Origin of the sequence: Paracoccus hibiscisoli (assembly GCF_005048265.1) — a bacterium.
GTDB lineage: Bacteria > Pseudomonadota > Alphaproteobacteria > Rhodobacterales > Rhodobacteraceae > Paracoccus > Paracoccus hibiscisoli.
In genome coordinates this window covers 115,822-136,406 of record NZ_SUNH01000014.1, presented here as the reverse complement: position 1 = coordinate 136,406, position 20,585 = coordinate 115,822, and the positions used below count along the sequence as shown (strand labels likewise).

16 protein-coding genes are annotated in these 20,585 nt (G+C 67.2%); 8 read left to right on the top strand and 8 right to left on the bottom strand.

All coding sequences use genetic code 11. From position 1 onward, the window contains the following. Window positions 1–1,744: 1,744 nt before the first annotated feature. The 5 genes from FA740_RS11340 to hmgA all read right to left on the bottom strand — a co-directional run bounded on the left by FA740_RS11340 (window position 1,745) and on the right by hmgA (window position 6,342). Window positions 1,745–2,278 (bottom strand): CBS domain-containing protein, encoded by a 534-nt coding sequence (locus FA740_RS11340; protein ID WP_136856884.1) that lies wholly within the window; start codon window positions 2,276–2,278, stop codon window positions 1,745–1,747. Window positions 2,279–2,375: 97 nt separating this feature from the next. Beyond that, the gene (locus FA740_RS11335; RefSeq protein WP_136856883.1) at window positions 2,376–2,747 is read right to left on the bottom strand and encodes a thiol-disulfide oxidoreductase DCC family protein; all 372 of its coding nucleotides are present in this window, start codon (window positions 2,745–2,747) and stop codon (window positions 2,376–2,378) included. Window positions 2,748–2,794: 47 nt separating this feature from the next. Beyond that, on the bottom strand, window positions 2,795–3,688 hold the full coding sequence (gene radC / locus FA740_RS11330) for a RadC family protein (RefSeq protein WP_246053593.1): 894 nt from the start codon (window positions 3,686–3,688) through the stop codon (window positions 2,795–2,797). Between the two features lie 82 nt (window positions 3,689–3,770). Then, complete coding sequence (gene fahA / locus FA740_RS11325) at window positions 3,771–4,982, bottom strand: fumarylacetoacetase (protein ID WP_136856882.1); 1,212 nt, start codon at window positions 4,980–4,982, stop codon at window positions 3,771–3,773. 4 nt (window positions 4,983–4,986) lie between these two features. Next, entirely contained in the window at window positions 4,987–6,342 is a 1,356-nt protein-coding gene (gene hmgA / locus FA740_RS11320) for a homogentisate 1,2-dioxygenase (RefSeq protein ID WP_136856881.1), read from the bottom strand. A gap of 118 nt (window positions 6,343–6,460) precedes the next feature. Between hmgA and FA740_RS11315 the strand changes: the two genes are divergently transcribed. Next, window positions 6,461–6,889, top strand: coding sequence for a MarR family winged helix-turn-helix transcriptional regulator (locus FA740_RS11315; RefSeq protein ID WP_136856880.1), 429 nt, complete (start codon window positions 6,461–6,463; stop codon window positions 6,887–6,889). A 51-nt stretch (window positions 6,890–6,940) separates the two neighbouring features. On the opposite strand, the gene FA740_RS11310 is transcribed toward FA740_RS11315, so the two are convergent. Both FA740_RS11310 and FA740_RS11305 read right to left on the bottom strand, forming a co-directional pair. Next, a complete protein-coding gene (locus FA740_RS11310; protein WP_136856879.1) occupies window positions 6,941–9,058 on the bottom strand; it encodes a hybrid sensor histidine kinase/response regulator in 2,118 nt (705 codons plus the stop codon). Window positions 9,059–9,118: 60 nt separating this feature from the next. After that, window positions 9,119–10,267 carry an RsmB/NOP family class I SAM-dependent RNA methyltransferase gene (locus FA740_RS11305; RefSeq protein WP_136856878.1) on the bottom strand — a complete coding sequence of 383 codons (1,149 nt, stop codon included), beginning with the start codon at window positions 10,265–10,267 and terminating at the stop codon, window positions 9,119–9,121. A gap of 253 nt (window positions 10,268–10,520) precedes the next feature. Between FA740_RS11305 and katG the strand changes: the two genes are divergently transcribed. After that, complete coding sequence (gene katG / locus FA740_RS11300) at window positions 10,521–12,704, top strand: catalase/peroxidase HPI (protein ID WP_136856894.1); 2,184 nt, start codon at window positions 10,521–10,523, stop codon at window positions 12,702–12,704. An 86-nt stretch (window positions 12,705–12,790) separates the two neighbouring features. Here the strand turns inward: katG and guaB are convergent, their stop codons facing one another. Next, complete coding sequence (guaB, locus tag FA740_RS11295; protein WP_136856877.1) at window positions 12,791–14,239, bottom strand: IMP dehydrogenase; 1,449 nt, start codon at window positions 14,237–14,239, stop codon at window positions 12,791–12,793. A 212-nt stretch (window positions 14,240–14,451) separates the two neighbouring features. On the opposite strand from guaB, the gene FA740_RS11290 reads away from it, so the two are divergent. The 6 genes from FA740_RS11290 (at window position 14,452) to FA740_RS11265 (ending at window position 20,535) form a co-directional block, all read left to right on the top strand. After that, on the top strand, window positions 14,452–15,609 hold the full coding sequence (locus tag FA740_RS11290) for an OmpP1/FadL family transporter (protein ID WP_136856876.1): 1,158 nt from the start codon (window positions 14,452–14,454) through the stop codon (window positions 15,607–15,609). A gap of 294 nt (window positions 15,610–15,903) precedes the next feature. Continuing rightward, window positions 15,904–16,767, top strand: coding sequence for an ATPase (locus tag FA740_RS11285; protein ID WP_136856875.1), 864 nt, complete (start codon window positions 15,904–15,906; stop codon window positions 16,765–16,767). A gap of 1 nt (window position 16,768) precedes the next feature. Next, the gene (locus tag FA740_RS11280; RefSeq protein ID WP_136856874.1) at window positions 16,769–17,695 is read left to right on the top strand and encodes a homoserine O-succinyltransferase; all 927 of its coding nucleotides are present in this window, start codon (window positions 16,769–16,771) and stop codon (window positions 17,693–17,695) included. 4 nt (window positions 17,696–17,699) lie between these two features. Then, a complete protein-coding gene (gene ppk2, locus FA740_RS11275; RefSeq protein WP_169306282.1) occupies window positions 17,700–18,584 on the top strand; it encodes a polyphosphate kinase 2 in 885 nt (294 codons plus the stop codon). Window positions 18,585–18,660: 76 nt separating this feature from the next. Beyond that, window positions 18,661–19,404 (top strand): SDR family oxidoreductase, encoded by a 744-nt coding sequence (locus tag FA740_RS11270; protein ID WP_136856872.1) that lies wholly within the window; start codon window positions 18,661–18,663, stop codon window positions 19,402–19,404. Window positions 19,405–19,497: 93 nt separating this feature from the next. Then, window positions 19,498–20,535, top strand: a complete 1,038-nt coding sequence (locus tag FA740_RS11265; RefSeq protein ID WP_136856871.1) for an extracellular solute-binding protein — start codon at window positions 19,498–19,500, stop codon at window positions 20,533–20,535. Window positions 20,536–20,585 lie beyond the last annotated feature (50 nt).

Here is a 20,585-nt window from a genome sequence, read left to right as displayed (position 1 = left end):
AGGGGGTGGTCATCACGGCAATCGCGCGCAAGAGAGCGGCCGTCATCCGGGCCATCGCAGAGGGCCGTAACGACCGCTCCTGTCTGCCAGGCCAAGACCCAAGGCTGAGGAGACAACAGGCCCCCATCATGCCAATGCCCAAGGTCGGGGACGCAACGCGGCAGAGAACCCTCGTGCCCTGTCATGGGCCGACATTGTTGACGCCCGCCAGTTGGAACGAGGCTGCCCCAGGACGACACCACAGTCACGCAGCGGCCAACCCCCACATGAGAGCCGTTCAACCGTCGCAGTTTTTTCTCCAAAGTGTGCAACTGTAAGCGTGTTGGCAGGGCCCTGTTCCCTCCGGGAATCGCTCAGGACGAGCCCCCTCCTTTGAGGAGGATTACACTGCGTGGACTAGACATGTCACCACGCTGCGCGCGACTGTAGTTCCGGGGGAAAACACGGACGAAGACAGCCCAACTGCACTTCGGCCAGCCAAACAAGGGTTCTCATCATAAATTGTTTGCACGAACCTTGAACCAACTTATCATTTGACGGACAGGGGTTATGAAGTTCCACGAACCTTTTGCTTCCGCACCGGTCGACCGACCCCACTACAATCTGATCAAACGCGATGCGCCAAGAGATGCCGTGGGGCCCGGCATCAATCCACGCCCAGGCCCGCCGCCGCGCGGAGTGACGCATCATCAGGTCAGCCGGTGACCCTATCCGCGCGCTGCGCATCGGACAGCGTGCCGAGGATCCTTGGGGTCATCGCTCATCAGCACGCGAAGTGATTTGATCAGGATGTCCAGCGATCTCTGCCGTACGAAGGCAATCGCCAACCAACTGCCGATGCGCCGGCCCCGCCTCACCCGGGCAGCAGGGCGCCTTATCTGGTTCGGGCAGGTTGGTCCAAAGCATGTCCCTCCCCGTCCCGATGGTCACCAGCCCCGCTAGGGGCAGCATCGCCCACCCAAGCCAGGCGGCTATCAGGAATACAGGCGTGCGTAGGCAAGGCATGATGCCATTGACAGCGGCGATCTCGATCGTCCAGTGGCTGATTCATTGTACAGAATTTTTCGTCACGTGACCCGAGGCGCGGAATCGCGTCGGGCGCGGGGGAAAACTGCCCGAACCATATTCTACGGCTCAAGTTCGGCCAGACCGAGGCGTGTCGCACGGCGCGTCTGATGAGACAGCCGCATGCGGATCAGCGTCCTAAACGTGGCCGTGGTTCAGCCAATCGTCGTCTGTCGTATTTGTCGAGATCGGAGCAACAGGGAACATCCGCAGAGAGGTCGGGAAATGGCGGCGTCTGGGCGAACGACACTTGGTCGCCCATCCGCGGCCGCACCCCATCCCGCAGCTGCGGCAATGAGGGCAGAGACGCCAGTGTCCCCGCAATGCCAGAGGTGACAAAAGCCACCGCAAATCCCGCCGGGACCCGAACAGGCCCCCGCCTGCCGGATGCGGCCGAGATACGACCGGAGGCAATAGAGACAGCGACTGAAAATGGAGACTGAGGTTGAGACCCCATGTCAGCGCGGCCGAGGCTGGAGACATCAGCGCTTGCTGCCACGCCGTCAGCACGGCCGACTAGTCGGTTCCGAACGCTTTCGCATGCAGTTCCACCGTGAGCCGGATCAGGAGGCGTGCGAGGCGGCTCCTGGTGGCGTGCGATATGCGACGGCGGAACGGCGAACGAATGGGGGCCGACGGTCGCATACCAGGGTCGCGCTGGTGGCCGCGGCGCCATGTTTCAGCTCAGCGCCAGCGCCGCCACCAGGATCAGGCCCAGGGCCAGCAGGCCGGTCAGGATATAATGCAGCTGCCCCAGGATCGTGGCCTTGGCCAGGCCGCCCGCCTGATACAGCAGGTCGGGCCAAGTGTAGCTGACGAAATCGCCCTGGGTCAGCAGCGCCTGCAGCCGACCCTCGGAATCGACCACGGGCAGGCGGCGGAACCGTTCGTTGGACATGATGCGCAGCCAGTCCAGCACGTTGTCGGTCTCTCGCGCCATGCGGATGTCGGCGGTCATGATCTCGGCCAGGGTGACGCGGTTGGGGTCACGCCTTTCGGCCACCAGCTTGAACATGATGTCGCGCTCGGTCACGATCCCCTCGACCCGGTCGGAGGCATCGGTGATGACGATGCAGCCATAGTTGCGCGCCTTCATCGCGGCCACCGCATCGGACACGGTCGTGTTACGGCGCCCGGTCAGGGGGCTGAATTTGCTTGCATATTCGGGGCGATCGACGATCCGGGCGCCTTTTCGGGCGGTGCCTGCCTGCATGGGGACGATCCTTGTTCCTGGAACCCGCAGGCCCTCAGCGTCGCGCCTGCGGCCCCGCCGATCAAGCGGTTTCTGGCGTCAGGTCGTCGCAGCCCCCTCAGCGCCCCGTGCGGCGCAGATGCCGCCGGTAAAGCGCCGGAGCCAGCACCCGGTCATAGACCACGGTCGCCAGCGGCCGGATCACCGGCGCGCCGATCACCCGCGCCAGCCAGCGATAGCGTGGCATCCGCGCCCACAGGACCAGGAAGGCCGGAATGCCCGAACTCACGCGGCCCTCGTGCAGCACATGCAGACGGCGCGCGGCGGCATCGGCATCCACGCCCCATCCCGCCAGCGCCTCGGAGCCCAGATCGTCAAAGGCGATCGGCAGCCCCTCGCGTTCGGCATGGCGGGCATAGTGCCGGATCTCTGCCCGGCAGACCGGGCAGGCGTCGTTATAGAGCACGCGGGTCGGGGGCGCATCGGTCATGGGCCGAGCATGCCGGTCGGGACGCGCCCCGGCCATCGGGCAGCATGTCACATCAGCCCGCTCTCGCGGAACGAGACCTCGGCATCCTTGCCGATGATCACATGGTCGTGGACGGTGACGTCGATGGCCTCGCAGGCGCCGATCACGCGGGCGGTCATGGTGATGTCCTCGCGGCTGGGGGTCGGATCGCCCGAGGGGTGGTTGTGGACCAGGATGACCGCGCTGGCGTTCAGCTCCAGCGCGCGCTTGGCCACCTCGCGCGGATAGACGGGGACATGGCCCACCGTGCCGGTGCCCAGGGCCTCATCGGCGATCATGGTGTTCTTGCGGTCCAGGAACAGCACGCGGAACTGCTCGGTCTCGCGATGCGCCATGCAGGTGCGGCAATAGGCGATCAGCGCGTCCCACGAGGACAGCACCTCGCGTTGCAGCACCCGCGCCTGCGCCATGCGCTGCGCAAAGGCATCGACCACCCGCAGCTGCAGATAGACCCACCGATCCGCCCCCTCGATCTGCATGATGCGATGCTCGGATGCGGCGATGACGCCGTTCAGATCGCCAAAGGCCGCCAGCAGACGCTTGGCCAGCGGCTTGACGTCGATCTTGGCGATGGCGTTGAACAGCAGCAGCTCCAGCAGCTCGTAGTCGGGCATGGGGCCGTGGCCGCCCTCCAGGAACCGCATGCGCAGGCGTTCCCGGTGGCCCCAGTAATGCGGGCGCGCATGCCCCGCCTCGTCCCGGATCAGGCCGCCGCCCGCCGCGACATCGGGGCGCAGCCGGTCGGTGGCGCGAAAGGGGCGCGCATAGGCGGGCTCGGTCACGACGTCGGGCGGAGGGCTTCGCGCCTCCAGCTCGGCCAGGCCCTTGAGCGCGGCTTCGGAAAACCCCGCCATCATGTCTTCGCCGTGCTTCGGGTCGGCTCCGTCGTGATATGCTGTCATGTCGCCTCGATCGTCCTGGCCCCGCGTCGGGCCGCGCCCCGCCATCCTGCGCGATCGAGGTAAAGGAACCGTTAACGCCGGATCACGGCCGCGCCGGCAGCACGCGCCCCGTGCAGGGGCCAAAGCCCACGCGATATCCCGCGCCCTGGGCAAAGCCGAACAGCGCGACCTGATCGCCATCCTCCAGGAAGGTGCGGGGCGCACCGTTTACGTGGACGGGCACACGGCCCCCCTGGGTCATCTCCAGCAGCGCCCCGGTCTGGTCCGGCGCGGGGCCAGAGATCGTCCCCGTCCCCAGCAGATCGCCCACCCGCATCGGACAGCCCGAGGTCGTGTGATGGGCCAGCTGCTGCGCGCTGGACCAGTACATCTGGGTGTAGTTCGTGCGCGCCATCTCCTGCCCGTTCAGGCTCCAGCCCAGGGTCAGGTCATAAAAGCCGGGCCGATCCTCGTGCAAATAGGGCAGCAGATCGGTGTCGCGCGGCGCCCCGGCCCGGCGGAACGGCTCCAGCGCGGCCTGCGTCACGATCCAGGGGCTGATCGTCGTGGCCAGCGCCTTGGACTGGAACGGGCCCAGGGGCTGATACTCCCAGGCCTGGATGTCGCGCGCCGACCAGTCGTTCAGCAGGACATAGCCAAAGATCATCTCCTCAGCCTGGGGGACACTGATCCGGTCGCCCATCGTGCTGTCGGCGCCGACGATGGCGCCCAGTTCCAGCTCCAGATCCAGGCGGCGGCAGGCGGTCCATTCCGGCCCCTGGGCGCCCGCGACCTGGCCCATGGGACGCCGGACCCCGGTGCCCGACACCACGACCGAGGACGCCCGCCCGTTATAGCCGATGGGCATATGCGTCCATTGCGGCGGCAGCGCGTTATCGGGCCCCCGGAACAGCAGTCCCACATTGAAGGCATGGTGCCGCGAGGCATAGAAATCGGTGAACTCGCTGACCCGGAGCGGCAGGTGCAGGACCGCGCCATCCATCGCCACCAGCGGCAGGTCACGCGGACCGTCCACGCCCAGCAGATCGGTCAGCCGCGCCCGGACGCGGTCCCATTCTGCGCGGCCACGGGCGATGAAATCGTTCATCTGGGGGGCCGCGAAACTGCCGCCCGCGTCGATCAGGCCCTGCGCCTCGCATGCGGCCAGATCCAGGATCAGGTCCCCGATGGCCACCCCGCAGCGTCGCGCCGTGCCGGGGGTCGAAAAGACGCCATAGGGCAGGTTCGCGATGGGAAAATCGCAACCGGGTTCGTTCGCGGAGGCCACCTGGCTGCGGGGGGCGTGCGGGGTCATCGCGCTATTTCACGCCGGGGGTGCCGTCGAACTTCTTCTGCAGCGGCGCCCACAGATCGGCATAGTCGGGCTGCATCGGGGCCTCGCGCGCGGCGAATTCGGTCAGGTGCTGGGGGAACCGCGTCTCGAACATGAAGGACATGGTGCGGTCCAGCTTTTCGGGCCCCAGATCGGCGGTGCTGGCACGCTCGAACGCGTCGCGGTCGGGGCCGTGGGGCAGCATGCAGTTGTGCAGGCTGATGCCGCCCGGCGCGAAGCCCTGCGGCTTGGCGTCATAGACGCCATAGATGTTGCCCATCAGCTCGGACATGATGTTCTTGTGATACCAGGGCGGGCGAAAGCTGTGCTCGGCCACCATCCACCGCTCGCGGAACAGGACGAAATCAATATTGGCCGTCCCCTCCTGCCCCGACGCGGCGGTCAGAACGGTAAAGATCGACGGGTCGGGATGGTCGAACAGGATCGCGCCGACCGGGGAATAGGTGCGCAGGTCGTATTTATAGGCGCAGTAATTGCCGTGCCAGGCGACGACATCCAGCGGGCTGTGGCCGATATGGGTCTCGTGGAACTGGCCGCACCACTTGATGACGACGCGGCTTGGCACCTCGCGGTCCTCGAAGGCGGCGACGGGGCACTTGAAATCGCGCGGATTGGCCAGGCAATTGGCGCCGATTGGACCGCGATCGGGCAGGTCGAACTTCTGGCCGTAATTCTCGCAGACAAAGCCGCGCGCGGGGCCGTCCAGAACCTCGACCCGATAGACCAGGCCGCGCGGCAGGATCGCGATCTCCTTCGGCTCCAGGTCGATCACGCCCAGTTCGGTGCAAAAACGCAGCCGCCCCTCCTGCGGGACGACCAGCAATTCGCTGTCGGCGGAATAGAAATACTCGTCCTCCATCGACCGCGTGACCAGATAGACATGGGTGGCCATGCCGACCTGGATGTTCACGTCGCCGGCCGTGGTCATGGTGCGCATGCCCGTGATCCAGGTCAGCGGCTGATCCGGCACCGGGATCGGGTCCCAGCGATACTGGCCCAGGCTGGTCACGTTCGGCAGCACGTTCGGCGCGGTCTTCCAATAGGGCAGATCAATGGGGGAGAAACGCCCGACATGATGGACCGAAGGCCGGATGCGATAGCACCAGGTCCGCTCATTCTGGCCGCGCGGCGCGGTGAATGCGGTGCCGGACAGCTGCTCGGCATAAAGGCCGTAGTTGCATCGTTGGGGGCTGTTCTGGCCCTGAGGCAGCGCATCGGGCAGGGCCTCGGTCTCGAAATCATTGCCGAAACCGGGCATATAGCCCGCATGCGGGCCGGCGGACGCGGCACGGATCATGCCCTGCGGCAGGTCTTGGGACATCTCGGCACGCCTCCCCCGGATCGGTTCCTCGGGGTCCAGCATATCGTTGCAGATGCAACGACGTCAAGATCGTTGCGGGCGCAACGATTTTCACCGATGCTGGGGACAGGAGACCCGAATGCCCTTTCACCTCGACACCTTCCTGCCCTATCTGCTGTCGGTCGCGGCCCACCGGACCAGCGCGCGCTTTGCGGCCCTTTATGCGGCGGAGGCGGGGCTGACGATCCCGGAATGGCGCGTGCTGGCGCATCTGGACCATTCGGGCGCGGCCAGCGTGCGCGACATCCATGCGCTGGTGCATCTGGACAAATCCGTGGTCAGCCGCGCCGCCTCTCGGCTGGAGCAGGCAGGCCTGGTCAAGAAACAGGGCGACACCGCCGACCGGCGCCTGATCGTGCTGCGCCTGTCCCCCGAGGGAACGGCCCTGATGCTGCGCCTGAGCGGCATCGCCGAGCGGTTCCAGGCGCAGTTGGTGGCCGAGCTGGGGACGGACGCCCCCACCCTTGCCCGGGCCTTGCAGCGGCTGGCACCGGGGAGCGAGCCGTGACGGCGCGGTCGACCGATGTCTCCGCTGCCACGCGGGGAACCACTGGGCGGTCTAATGCAGTCGCTCGCCTCCGGCGGGACGGGCCAGTTGCATCTCGACCATCTGGGTCAGTTCGGTCAGCGTGAACGGCTTGGCCAGGAACGAGGCGTCGGGCACCGGCACCTGGCCGTCCACGAAGATATCCTCGGTATAGCCCGACATGAAGATGACCTTGGCCGCGGGCATCAGCTTTCGTCCCTCGCGGACCCAGGCGGGACCGTCCAGACCGGGCATCACAACATCGGTGACAAAGATGTCGATCGGACCCTGGCGGGCCTGCAGCACGGCCAAGGCAGCCTCGCCCGAGCCCGCCTCCAGCACGTCATAGCCCTTGAGCTTGAGCGCCCGGGCGGCAAAGGCGCGGACGGGCGCCTCGTCCTCGACCAGCAGGACGGTCGCGCGCGGTCCGGTCTGCAGGGATGCCGCGGGACGGGGTGCCGTGCGCGGTGCCGGGGCAGCCACCGCAGGGGCATGCGCATGGGCCGGGAAGTAGATCGAGAAGGTTGTCCCCTCATCCACCACGCTGTCGCAGAAAATGAAGCCGCCGGTCTGCTTGACGATGCCATAGGCGGTGGACAGGCCCAGGCCGGTCCCCTCTCCGGTGCGTTTGGTGGTGAAGAACGGCTCGAAGATCTTGCCCAGGTGATCGGGGGCGATGCCGCAGCCCTGATCGCGGACCTGGATGCGGACGTAATCGCCCTTGGGCAGGGTCACGCGGTCGCGGGTCATGGCCTCGGCCAGGTGCAGGCTCTCGGTCCGCACGGTGATGTCGCCGCCCGACGGCATGGCGTCGCGCGCGTTGACGACAAGGTTCATGATGACCTGCTCCAATTGCCGCTTGTCGGCGCGGATGGCGCGCAGCGCCGGATCGTAGGTGATGGTCAGTCCCACCCGCTCACCCACCAGGCGGTTCAGCAGATGGGTCAGATCGGCTAGCGTGTCGCGCAGGTCAAGCGTCTGCAGCTTCAGCGTCTGCTTGCGCGAAAAGGCCAGCAGCTGACCGACCAAGGCGGCGGCGCGGTTGGCGTTCTGGCTGATCTGGTCCAGGTCGGCATAGTCGGGGTCACCCTTGTCCCGCTTCAGCATCAGCAGGTCGCAATGGCCGCTGATCGCGGTCAGCAGGTTGTTGAAATCATGCGCGATGCCCCCGGCCAGCTGGCCAATGGCCTGCATCTTCTGGCTCTGGACGAATTGCGCCTCCAGCGTCTTGAGGGCGCTGGCATCGGTCAGCACGGCGATCAGACGCCCAGGATCGGACGGATCGCGCGCAAGCGACAGCTGGTAGTGACGGTCCCGCATGTCTCCGTGGCGGCTGTCGCGGTGGCGCAGGCGCAGCATCTCGGTTCCGTTTGTGGCGCGTCCGGCGCTGAGGTCGGCAAGCCAGGCGGCCAGGGGCCGGCCCGGCCCCTCCAGCAGTTCGGCCAGGTTCTGCCCGGTATCATCGCCCGCCAGCATCCCCTCCAGCAACTGGCGCGCGGCGGCATTGGCGCGGCAAATGCGCCCATCCGCCGCCAAGCGCAGCAAGGCCACCGGTACGGCATCGAAATCATCGGCCGGCGCGTCCTCGCCCAGGGCCAGCGCCGCCTCGAACACATCGGGCTGCACCCCGGCCCGATGCCAGGACCAGATCTGCAGCGGGGCGTCGGGAAGGCAGGACAGGGACAGCACCTGCCCCTCGGCCAGTTCCAGATCGGCATTGCCGTGGCGCATGGCGCGGGCGGTCAGTTCGGCCAGCTGGCCCTCCGCGTCGGCCCGCAGGCGCGCGATGAGCGACAGGACCGGGCGGCCGGTCAGGTCGTCGAATTGCTGCTGGGCCGCGTCATTCTGGAACAGGACCTGACCGCGCGCATCGCAGAGCCAGACCGGGTCCGAGGCTGCAGCGACCTCTCCGCGGATGGCGCGCAGGGCGCGGCGCGCGGCCATGCCCCGCGTCAGGTGACCCAAAGCCACTGCGCCACCCATCAGATACCACGCAACCGCCACGGTCGAGGCCAGAAGAGCCCCCAGCCCCGTCGCGGCGCCCGGATGAACGACCAGGATCGCCGCACCGACCACCATCGGTGCCAGCAGCAGCGGCAATGCCGCCATCGCGCCGCGCGGAAGCCCCGCCTGTTCGTCCAGATGCGCCATGCGAGTCGTCCCCTTGCGTCCGATCCCCCTGAAACTAGCGCAGGATTGCTTAAATTTGGGTTAACTCCGCACCAGCCGGGCTATGAAAAACCCGTCGCCCCCGTCCAGAGGCGTCCATGTCTGGCGGTCCCCCTCCCGGAACCCGGGATTGGCGGCCAGAAAACCGTCGATCTGCGCGCCGTTCTCTGCCTCCAGCAGCGAGCAGGTCATGTAGGCCAGGCTGCCCCCGGGCGCGACCAGCACTGCTGCCTGTTCCAGGATGCGGCCCTGCACGGCCACCAGATCATCCAGCCGCGCCCGCGTCAGGCGCCATTTCGCATCGGGCGTGCGCCGCCAGGTGCCCGAGCCGGAACAGGGCACATCCGCCACCACCAGGTCATAGGGACCGCGCGGGCGCGTCTGCAGCGCGATGGACAGCCCCGCCCGTCCGGCCCGCGCAGGCAGATCGGCCATGCGCGCGGGGGTCACGTCATGGGCCGCGACCTTCATGTCGGGCTGGCGCGCAGCCAGGGCCAGCGCCTTTCCGCCCCCGCCCGCGCAGTAATCCAGCACCCGCATCCCCGGCGCCAGCGGCAGGCGGGCGCAGGCGCGCTGCGGCGACAGGTCCTGCAACTCGACCAGACCGTCGCGATAGCAGGCCGACCGCGCGACCAGCCGGTCCCCCGACACCACCCGCAGGGCCGAGGGCAGGTCCGGCGCGGGCTGGGTCGCGATGCCTTCGGCGGCCAGCGCCTCGGCCACGGCGGCGGGATCGTGCTGCGCCAGATTGACGCGCAGCCAGACGGGCGCGCGGTCGGTCATGGCCTGCGCCACCGCGTCGGCCTGGGCGCCAAGGGCGCGATGCCAGTCGGGGCGCAGCCAGTCGGGCAGATCGTCGGGCAGCGGATCGGCGGCCTGGGGCGCGGCCTCCTGCGGGGTCAGGGGCGCGGGGGCGTGCCCCTCTCCGGTAAAGATCGCGTCCAGCGGGAGGCCCGCCTGATGCGCATGGCCGACCATCAGGCCACGACCGCTCAAGCCCCCGCCCAGAGCGGCCAGGCTGTCGCGTCGCCGCAGCGCCCCGAACACCAGATCGCGCAGCGCCGCCCGGTCGCCCGACCCCGCGAACCGGCTGGCCCGCGACCAGCGCAGCAGCGCCTGTTCCGCCGGGGCGCCGGCCAGGATCTGGTCCAGAACGCCGATGGCCGCCGCGATGCGCGCCGCGGGGGTCACGCGACGCCGCCTTGCGGACAGGAGGGGGTCAGGGTCATGGACAGCCTTTCGCAAACTGGCAGGGACGGTCTCAGGACTAGCACGCCGGGGCCCCGCAGGGCAAACCCGGCGACGCGCAGTGTCATAAGCTTTTCCGTTCCATCCCATCAGACAATCAAAGTTCATCTTATGGGGAAAAGGCGTTAGGGTCGCGCCATGACGAATCGCCCGCTCCGAGGGGCCTTCCCCGGACGCAAGCAAGATGGAGATCAAGATGGACGGCAATCAGGTCAACAGCACCGGCAAATGCCCCGTGATGCATGGCAGCCACACCTCGACCGCGGCCTCGAACACGGATTGGTGGCCCAGTGCGCTGAACTTCGACATCCTGCACCAGCATGACCGCAAGACGAACCCGCTTGGCCCCGATTTCAACTACCGCGAGGCGCTGAAGTCGCTGGACGTCGAGGCGCTCAAGGCCGACCTGCGCGCCCTGATGACCGACAGCCAGGAGTGGTGGCCCGCCGACTGGGGCAGCTATGTCGGCATGTTCGCGCGCGTCACCTGGCACGCGGCCGGGTCCTATCGTCTTGGCGACGGGCGCGGCGGTGCGGGCACCGGCAACCAGCGGTTCGCGCCGCTGAACAGCTGGCCCGACAACAACAACACCGACAAGGGCCGCCGCCTGCTGTGGCCGATCAAGAAGAAATACGGCAACAAGATCAGCTGGGCCGACCTGATCGTGCTGGCCGGCACCATCGCCTATGAGCAGGCAGGTCTGAAGACCTTTGGCTTTGCCTTTGGCCGCGAGGACATCTGGCACCCCGAGAAGGACATCTATTGGGGCGCCGAAAAGGAGTTCCTGGCGGGCTCCGAGCATCGCTATGCCGACGTGTCCAAGCCCGACACGATGGAGAACCCGCTGGCCGCGGTGCAGATGGGTCTGATTTATGTGAACCCCGAAGGCGTGAACGGCCAGCCCGACCCGATGGCGACCGCCGCGCAGATCCGCGAGACCTTTGCCCGGATGGCCATGAACGACGAGGAGACCGTCGCCCTGACCGCCGGAGGCCACACCATCGGCAAGAGCCACGGCAACGGCCGCGCCGAGGACATGGGCGCCGAGCCCGAGGGCGCGGGCCTGGACGAGCAGGGCCTGGGCTGGAACGCCAAGGGCCGCCGCGGCATCGGCCGCGACCAGATGGTCAGCGGCATCGAGGGCGCCTGGACCTCGAACCCGACCAAGTGGGACATGGGCTATTTCGACATGCTGTTCGGCCACGAGTGGGAGCTGCGCAAGTCGCCCGCCGGTGCCTGGCAGTGGGAGCCGGTCAGCATCGCCCCCGAGGACATGCCTGCCGATGTCGAGGTCCCCTCGATCAAGACCACGCCGATCATGACCGATGCGGACATGGCGATGAAGGTGGACCCCGTCTATCGCGCCATCTGCGAAAAGTTCATGGCCGATCCGGCCAGCTTTGACGACGCCTTCGCGCGTGCCTGGTTCAAGCTGACCCACCGCGACATGGGCCCCAAGGCGCGCTATGTCGGACCCGACGTGCCGTCCGAGGACCTGATCTGGCAGGACCCGGTGCCCGCCGGCCGCACCGACTATGACGTCGACGGCCTCAAGGCGCGGATCAGTGCGACCGACCTGACCGTGGCCGAGATGGTGGCGACGGCGTGGGACAGCGCGCGGACCTTCCGCGGGTCTGACCTGCGCGGTGGTGCCAACGGCGCCCGCATTCGCCTGGCGCCGCAGAAGGACTGGGCCGGGAACGAGCCCGAGCGTCTGGCCCGCGTCCTGTCCGTGCTGCAGCCCATCGCGATTGAGGCCGGCGTGCCCTTGGCCGACGTCATCGTTCTCGCAGGCAATGTCGGCATCGAGAAGGCGGCGCAGGCCGCAGGTCACAGCGTCACGGTGCCCTTTGCCCCAGGCCGCGGCGACGCGACCGAGGAGCAGACAGACGCGGAATCCTTCGACGCGCTGGAGCCGGTACATGACGGTTTCCGCAACTGGCTGAAGGCCGATTTCGCCGTCAACGCCGAGGAGCTGCTGCTGGATCGCGCGCAGCTGCTGGGCCTGACCGCGGCCGAGATGACCGTCCTGTTGGGCGGGCTGCGGGTGATCGGCGCCAATCATGGCGGGTCCAAGCTGGGTGTGCTGACCGATCGCGAAGGCGCGCTGACGGCCGATTTCTTCGTCAACCTGACGGATATGGCCAACCGCTGGACCAAGGCCGAAGGCGATGCCGAGATCTATGAGATCCGCGACCGCAAGACCGACGCGGTCAAGTGGCAGGCATCGCGCGTGGACGTGACCTTCGGGTCGAACTCGATCCTGCGCAGCTATGCCGAGGTCTATGCCCAGGACGACAACGCGGACAAGTTCGTCCGTGATTTCGTCGCGGCCTGGGTCAAGGTGATGAACGCCGACCGCTTCGACATCGCGGCCTGAACCTGCGGTGGGGGCCATGCGCCCCCGCCCCCTGCCCATGAAAAAGGCGGCCCCCGCGAGGGCCGCCTTTTTTGATGCGCCCGGCCTCAGCCCAGGCGGTAGTTCGGGCTTTCGCGGGTGATCTGCACGTCATGGACGTGGCTTTCCTTCAGCCCCGCCCCGGTGATGCGGACGAATTCGCAGTTGCTGCGCATCTCGGCGACGGTGGCGCAGCCGGTATAGCCCATCGCGGCGCGCAGGCCGCCAACCAGCTGGTGGACGACGGCGTTGGCGGTGCCCTTGTAAGGCACCTGCCCCTCGATCCCTTCGGGGACCAGCTTGTCGCTGGCCGCGTCCTTCTGGAAATAGCGGTCGGCCGATCCGCGCGCCATCGCGCCCAGGGACCCCATCCCGCGATAGGACTTGAAGCTGCGGCCCTGATACAGGATCACCTCTCCGGGGCTTTCGTCGGTGCCCGCAATGGCGCTGCCGACCATGGCGCAGCTGGCACCCGCGGCGATGGCCTTGGCGAAATCGCCGCTGAACTTGATGCCGCCATCGGCGATGATCGGCACGTCGCCCGCGCCCGACACCGCGTCCATGATCGCGGTCAGCTGCGGCACGCCCACGCCCGCCACGATCCGCGTAGTGCAGATCGAGCCCGGCCCGATGCCCACCTTGACCGCATCAGCACCCGCGCCGATCAGGGCGCGCGTGGCCTCGGCGGTGGCGACGTTGCCGGCCACGACCTGAACGCCCTCGCGGAACGCCTTGACCCGTTCGACGGCGCGCGCGACGCCTGCGGAGTGGCCGTGGGCGGTGTCGATGACCACCATGTCCACGCCCGCCTCGATCAGCGCGCAGCTGCGCTCATAACCCTCGTCGCCCACGGTCGAGGCTGCGGCCACGCGCAGGCGGCCCATGTCATCCTTGCAGGCCAGCGGGTTCAGCACGGCCTTTTCGGTGTCCTTCAGCGTCAGCAGGCCGGTCAATTTGCCCGAGGCGTCGGTCACCAGCAGCTTCTCGATGCGGCGCGCCTTCATCAGGCTGATCGCCTCGGCCCGGTCTGCAGGCTCGCGCAGGATGGCCAGGTTCTCGGAGGACATCATGGCGCGGACCGGGGTGCGCATGTCATCGGCAAAACGCATGTCGCGGTTCGTCACGATGCCCAGCACCCGCCCCTGGGCATCGACCACCGGAAAACCGGTGACGTTGTAGCGGTCCTGGAACGCCTTGGCATCGGCCAGGGTCTGGTCGGGCGTCAGCGTGATCGGGTTATAGACGATGCCGCTCTCGAACCGCTTGACGCGGCGGACCTCGTCGGCCTGCTGGTCGGTGGTCAGGTTGCGATGGATCACGCCCATGCCGCCCGCCTGCGCCATGGCGATGGCCATGCGGCTTTCGGTGACCGTGTCCATGGCCGAGGACAGCAGCGGAATGTTCATCCGGATCGAGCGGGTGACCCAGGTGGTCACGTCCGCGGTCGATGGCAGCACCGTCGATGCCGCCGGAACCAGAAGAACGTCGTCGAATGTGAGGGCCTCACGAATCTGCATGGGGGTATCCTTGCGGCAATTCCGTTTGGCAGTTTCCCCTTTCACGCGCGGCGCGGTTTGTCCAGCCCGCAGGCAGGCGTTGCAGGGACGACACGGACAAACTGTCGCAAGTGACGCGGACGTCACGTCAGCCTGCATCGGCAATTGATCGGTAACAGTCTTGCGATAGGGTGAGATCGGGGGGCGGTTCGCCCGACCGCAGGGAGGAAGACATGAAACTTGCATTCACGGGCATGGCTGCATTGCTGGCGGGAACCGCGCCGCTGCTGGCCGGGGGCATCGAACGCGCACCCCAATCGCTCAACATCCTGTTTGAACAGGGAAATTATGCCGAACTCAGCTTTGGCGCGGCCGATCCGACCGTGTCGGGCACCGATACCGGCCTGCCGGCAACCGTCGTGCCGCCCGCCGGCCTGGCGCCGCGCGGCACGGGTGACGTGGCCAACGGCTATGGCTTTCTGGGCCTGGGCTACAAGCATCAGTTCAACGAGGCGCTGTCCGCGGCCCTGATTGTCGAGCAGCCCTTTGGTGCAGACGTGTCCTATCAAAGCTTCAACCCCGCCACCGGAGAGGGCGGCTCGTCGCTTCTGGGCGGCACCATGGCCAGGGTCGACTCGACCACCTTCACGGCGCTGATGCGCTACAAGATGCCGAATAACGTGTCGGTCCATGGCGGTCTGCGCGGATCGCAGGCCGATGCCGAGGTGTCGCTGAACGGTTTCGGCTATGGCGGGCTGAGCGGCTATAATGTGCAGCTGGACAAGGATATCGGCTTGGGCTTCGTGGTCGGCGCCGCCTATGAGCTGCCGGCCATCGCGGGGCGCGTGTCGCTGACCTACAACTCCAAGGTCGAGCATGAATTCGACACGGTCGAGCGTCTGAACGGCGCCGTCATCGGCCGCTCGACCACCACCGTCGACACGCCCGAATCCGTCACCCTGGAGGCGCAGAGCGGCGTGGCCGCGGACACGCTGGTCTTCGGCTCGATCCGGTGGGTCAACTGGTCGGAGTTCAAGGTCGACCCGGCGGTCTTCACCGCGCTGAACGGCGGGAACGGCCTGGTGTCTCTGGAGGATACGACGACCTACACGATCGGCGTCGGGCGCAAGTTCAACGAGACCTGGTCCGGCTCGGCCGCTCTGGTCTATGAGCCCGAGAACGACGATCTGGTCTCGCCCCTGGCCCCGACGAACGGGCGGGTGGGCGTGACGCTGGCGGCGGTCTACACCATGGACAACATGAAGATCACGACCGGCATCAACTATTCCAAGTTGGGCGATGCCCGGCCCCAGACGGGCGGCGCGGCGCGTGCGCAGATGGAGGATAGCGACATCCTGGGGATCGGCGTCCGCATCGGCTACAGCTTCTGATCTGACACAGCATTGCGCCTGAACCCGGCCCTGCCCTCTCGGTGGGGCCGGTCTTCGTTTCGGGTCGGGGCATCCTTGCCGGGGGCGGTGGCCGGGGGAGTTTGCTCCCCCCGGGCCCCCTGCAGGGGCGCGAACCGCAGGCGGTCAGCGGGCCGCCGGGGGGTCCGGGGGGCTGGCCCCCCGGCCGCCGCGGGACGCAAACTGGGGCGACCGGGCGGTCGGGAGTGCCGAGGCGGGTCTTTTCTTGGCCGCGTCATGCGATTAGCTAGAAGGCGGGCCACGGAAGGACGACGGATGATCTATCGCAATGCGGATGACTGGCGGGCCACCGCAGCCCGGCGGATCGTGCTGTTCGGCATGTCGGGCCTGGGCAAGACCTATCTGGCCACTATGCTGCGAGAGACCGGCGACTGGTTCCATTACAGCGTCGATTACCGCATCGGCACCCGCTATATGGGCGAATACATCGCCGACAATTTCAAGCGCGAGGCAATGAAGGTCCCCTTCCTGCGCGAATTGCTGATGTCGGACAGCGTCTACATCGCCTCGAACATCACCTTCGACAATCTGGCGCCGCTCTCGACCTATCTGGGCAAGCCCGGCAGCCCCTCGCGCGGGGGCCTGCCCTTCGACGACTACTGCCGCCGCCAGAACCAGCACCGCCGGGCCGAGATCGCATCCCTGCTGGACACGCGCCATTTCATGGACCGCGCCCGCGAGATCTATGCCCTGCCCCATTTCGTCTGCGACAGCGGCGGCTCGATCTGCGAGGTGGTGGACCCGGACAACCCCGACGACCCCGTCCTGGAGGCGCTGGAGCGTGACCTCCTGATGGTCTGGATCAAGGGCAGCGACGATCACACCGCCGAACTGGTCCGCCGCTTTGATCGCGCGCCCAAGCCGATGTATTACCAGCCGCAATTCCTGGAACGCGCCTGGATCGCCTACCGGGTCGAAAAGGGGCTGGAGGCCGAACAGGTGAACCCCGACGACTTCATCCGCTGGACCTATGCCCGCGCCCTGGCCCATCGCCAGCCGCGCTATGAGGCGATGGCCCGGCGCGGCGTCACCATCCTGGCCGAGGAGGTGGCGCAGATCCGCACCCCCGCCGATTTCACCGACCTGATCGCGACCGCCATCGCGCGCAAGGACATCTGACATGCCCATCACCCTGAACGAAAGCCTGCCCGCCTATCGCATCCTGTCCGACGAAGGCGTCATGGTGATGTCGCCGGGCCGCGCCGCGACCCAGGACATCCGCCCTCTGCGCATCGCGCTCTTGAACCTGATGCCCAAGAAGATCCAGACGGAGAACCAGTTCGCCCGGCTGATCGGCGCCACCCCCCTGCAGATCGACTTTCAGCTGATCCGCATGTCGGACCACGAAAGCCGCAATACCGCCGCCGACCACCTTGAGAGCTTTTACCGCCCCTTCCGCGAGGTCGAGGCCAGCGGAGAGAAGTTCGACGGCCTGGTCATCACCGGCGCCCCGATCGAGCATCTGCCGTTCGATCAGGTCACCTATTGGGACGAGCTGACCCGCGTCTTTGCCTGGACGCAGACCCATGTCCATTCGACCTTCGGCGTCTGCTGGGGCGGCATGGCGATGGCCTGGCATTTCCACGGCCTGCCCAAGCACATCCTGCCCGACAAGGCCTTTGGCTGTTTCCGCCACCAGAACCTGGCGCATGCCTCACCCTATCTGCGCGGCTTCTCGGACGAAGTTCTGGTCCCCGTCAGCCGCTGGACCGAGGTGCGCCAGGACGATGTCGATGCCCGCCCGGCCCTGACCACGCTGCTGGCCAGTCCCGAGGTCGGGCCCTGCCTTCTGGCCGATCCGGGGCACCGCGCGCTGTATGTCTTCAACCATTTCGAATATGACAGCACCACGCTGAAGGAAGAATACGACCGCGACGTGACCGCGGGCAAACCCGTTACCCTGCCCGCGAATTACTATCCCGATGACGATCCCGCCCGCGCCCCGGCAAATCGCTGGCGCAGCCATGCGCATCTGCTCTACGGTAACTGGATCAACGAGATCTATCAGACGACATGGTATGACATGTCGCGCATCGGAGAGGGATGAGGCCATGGGCGCCACGCTGCCGGACCTGCCGCTGGTCGGCAAGATCAGCGACTATCTGAAGACCGGCGCCCCCGCCCCCATCCGCAAGGCCCTGTCCAAGGCCGGGTCCAAGGACATCCTGGACCCCGATTTCCCCTATGACGCGGAAATGCCCAAGGCTGATTACGAGGCGCATCTGGCCCTGCTGCAGTTGCAGCTGGTGCGCATGATGCATGACGTGATCGACACGGGGAAGCGCCTGGTCGTCGTCTTCGAGGGGCGCGACGCCGCCGGCAAGGGCGGCACCATCGAACGCGTGCGCGAGAACCTGAACCCGCGTTCGGCCAGCATCGTGGCCCTGCCCAAGCCCAACGAACGCGAGGCCGGGCAGTGGTATTTCCAGCGCTATGTCGACTGGCTGCCCGCCGCCGGAGAGATCGCGCTGTTCGACCGCAGCTGGTACAATCGCGGCGTGGTGGAACGCGTCTTCGGCTTTTCCACCGACGTGCAGCGGGCGGCGTTCTTTCGACAGCTGCCCAGCTTTGAGCAGACGCTGGTCGATGACGGGATCATCCTGGTCAAGCTGTGGCTGAACGTGGGCCGCGCCGAACAGCTGCGCCGCTTTCTGGACCGCGAGCAGGACCCCCTGAAACAGTGGAAGCTGAGTGGCATCGACGTGGACGGGCTGGCCCGGTGGGACGATTATACCCTGGCCATCCGCGACACGATGGAGCGGTCGCATTCGCCGCTGGTGCCCTGGACGGTCATCCGCTCGGACGACAAGCGGCGCGCGCGGATCGCCGCGATCCAGACCATCCTGTCGGCGGTCGATTACGCGGGCAAGGACATGGACGCCGTCGGCACCCGCGACCCGCTGATTGCGGGCGGACCCGAGCTTTTGCGCGACTGATCTTGGCCCAACTGATCTTGGCGCGGGCGCGCGACCGTGCCAGAACCCCCGTCGAGGATATCCTTGGGAGGGGATCATGGATCTGTCGAATTGCCGCGCCGTCGTGACCGGGGGCGCATCGGGCCTGGGGGCCGCCACCGCCGCCTATTTCCGCGCCCAAGGCGCGCAGGTCGTCGTGCTGGACCGCGATCCGGACGGGGCCGAGGCGGCCCAGGCCATCGGCGCGGGCTATGCGGTGACCGACGTGACGGATGAGGCCAGCGTGACGGCCGCGCTGGATCATGCGATGGGCGTGATGGGCGGCATCGATGTCTGCGTGAACTGCGCGGGCGTGGTGGTGGGCGAAAAGACCCTGGGCCGCGACGGCCCGCACCGGTTGGACAGTTTCCGCCGCACCATCGAGGTCAACCTGATCGGCAGCTTCAACGTGCTGCGCCTGGCGGCCGAGCGCATGGCCAAAAACGGGCGCGCGCAGAACGGGGTGATCGTCAACACGGCCTCCATCGCGGCCTTTGACGGGCAGAAGGGCCAGGCGGCCTATGCGGCCTCCAAGGCGGGCATCGCCGGGATGACGCTGCCCCTGGCGCGCGATCTGGCCGGTCAGGGCATCCGCGTCTGCAGCGTTGCGCCGGGCATCTTCGGCACGCCGATGCTGAACGGTCTGCCGGCCGAGGTCCAGGACAGCCTGGCGGCCGAGGTGACCTATCCCAAGCGGTTGGGCGATCCGGACGAATATGCGCGGATGGTCGCCTTCATCGTCCAGAACGACTATCTGAACGGCGAGACGATCCGCATCGATGGCGCGCTGCGGATGCGTTAGGCATCCGCCCATCACGGGCGCGCGAAGCCCTTGCGCGCCCTGTTCCAGCCCCTTAGCGTTGCACAAAATCGACCAACCGAGAGGCCTGATTTCATGCGCTTGCTGACCACGACCATCCTGGCCGCCGCGGCCCTTCCGGCCTATGCGGCCGACCCGGAATTCACCGTCTTCGATTGGGCGGGCTTCGAGGAGCCGTCGATCTTTCAGGCCTATATCGACCAGCACGGCACCGGCCCGACCTATGCCTTTTACGGCGACGATGACGAGGCGTTCCAGAAGGTCGCGTCGGGGTTCCGCGCCGACGTCATCCACCCCTGCAGCCAGATGGTCGGCAAGTATCGCGACGCGGGCCTGATCGAGCCCTGGGACACCACCCGCATCCCGAATTACGAGCAGATCGAGGAGCGGTTCCTGGACAGCGAGGTGTTCCGCGACGACGAGGGCGTGTGGTTCATCCCGACCGACTGGGGCGCGACCGCCATCGCCTACAACACCGAGACGGTCCCGGCCGAGGACGTGGCCAGCCTGCAGGTCTTCACCGATGCGAAATACCAGGGCCGCACCTCGCTGCCCGACAGTTCGGACGATGTCTGGGCGCTGGCCTATCTGGCGACCGGCGTGACCGATTGGGACGACGTCAGTGACGACCAGTTCCAGGCCGCCGCCGACTGGCTGCGCCAGGCGCATCAGAACGTCATGGCCTATTGGTCCGACCCGTCCGAGCAGGCCCAGCTGATGGCATCGGGGGCGGTCGACATCGCCTGGTCGTGGAATGACGGCGTGGTCTATCTGCAGGCCGACGACTATCCCGTGGGCTTTCAACGAGAGCCGGTGGAGGGGTCGTCGACCTTCTTCTGCGGCTATGTGAACGTCAAGGACGCGCCCGGCAGCGAAGACAAGGCCTATGACTTCATCAATGCCTGGCTGGAGCCTTCGGCGGCCAAGCCGCTCTTGGACACGATCGGCTATGGCCACACCTCGGCCGAGGCGATGGCGACCATCGCCGATGAGCCCGCCGTGGCCGAGGGGCTGGCCGATATCGACGCGCCGGTCCTGGCCCAGACCCCCAACGACCCGGCTCTGCGTCAGCGACAGCTGGCCGAGTTCGAGCGGATCAAAGCCGGGTTCTGATCTCGACCGTCGGAACCGGGGGCTTCGCGCCCCCGGACCCCCGCGGGATA

Excerpts from the sequence above, each read along its gene's own strand:
- FA740_RS11340 (WP_136856884.1), bottom strand. The coding sequence starts at position 2,278 with ATGCAGGCAGGCACCGCCCGAAAAGGCGCCCGGATCGTCGATCGCCCC.
- FA740_RS11335 (WP_136856883.1), bottom strand. The coding sequence starts at position 2,747 with ATGACCGATGCGCCCCCGACCCGCGTGCTCTATAACGACGCCTGCCCG.
- radC (WP_246053593.1), bottom strand. The coding sequence starts at position 3,688 with ATGACAGCATATCACGACGGAGCCGACCCGAAGCACGGCGAAGACATG.
- fahA (WP_136856882.1), bottom strand. The coding sequence starts at position 4,982 with ATGACCCCGCACGCCCCCCGCAGCCAGGTGGCCTCCGCGAACGAACCC.
- hmgA (WP_136856881.1), bottom strand. The coding sequence starts at position 6,342 with ATGTCCCAAGACCTGCCGCAGGGCATGATCCGTGCCGCGTCCGCCGGC.
- FA740_RS11315 (WP_136856880.1), top strand. The coding sequence starts at position 6,461 with ATGCCCTTTCACCTCGACACCTTCCTGCCCTATCTGCTGTCGGTCGCG.
- FA740_RS11310 (WP_136856879.1), bottom strand. The coding sequence starts at position 9,058 with ATGGCGCATCTGGACGAACAGGCGGGGCTTCCGCGCGGCGCGATGGCG.
- katG (WP_136856894.1), top strand. The coding sequence starts at position 10,521 with ATGGACGGCAATCAGGTCAACAGCACCGGCAAATGCCCCGTGATGCAT.
- guaB (WP_136856877.1), bottom strand. The coding sequence starts at position 14,239 with ATGCAGATTCGTGAGGCCCTCACATTCGACGACGTTCTTCTGGTTCCG.
- FA740_RS11290 (WP_136856876.1), top strand. The coding sequence starts at position 14,452 with ATGAAACTTGCATTCACGGGCATGGCTGCATTGCTGGCGGGAACCGCG.
- FA740_RS11285 (WP_136856875.1), top strand. The coding sequence starts at position 15,904 with ATGATCTATCGCAATGCGGATGACTGGCGGGCCACCGCAGCCCGGCGG.
- FA740_RS11280 (WP_136856874.1), top strand. The coding sequence starts at position 16,769 with ATGCCCATCACCCTGAACGAAAGCCTGCCCGCCTATCGCATCCTGTCC.
- ppk2 (WP_169306282.1), top strand. The coding sequence starts at position 17,700 with ATGGGCGCCACGCTGCCGGACCTGCCGCTGGTCGGCAAGATCAGCGAC.
- FA740_RS11270 (WP_136856872.1), top strand. The coding sequence starts at position 18,661 with ATGGATCTGTCGAATTGCCGCGCCGTCGTGACCGGGGGCGCATCGGGC.
- FA740_RS11265 (WP_136856871.1), top strand. The coding sequence starts at position 19,498 with ATGCGCTTGCTGACCACGACCATCCTGGCCGCCGCGGCCCTTCCGGCC.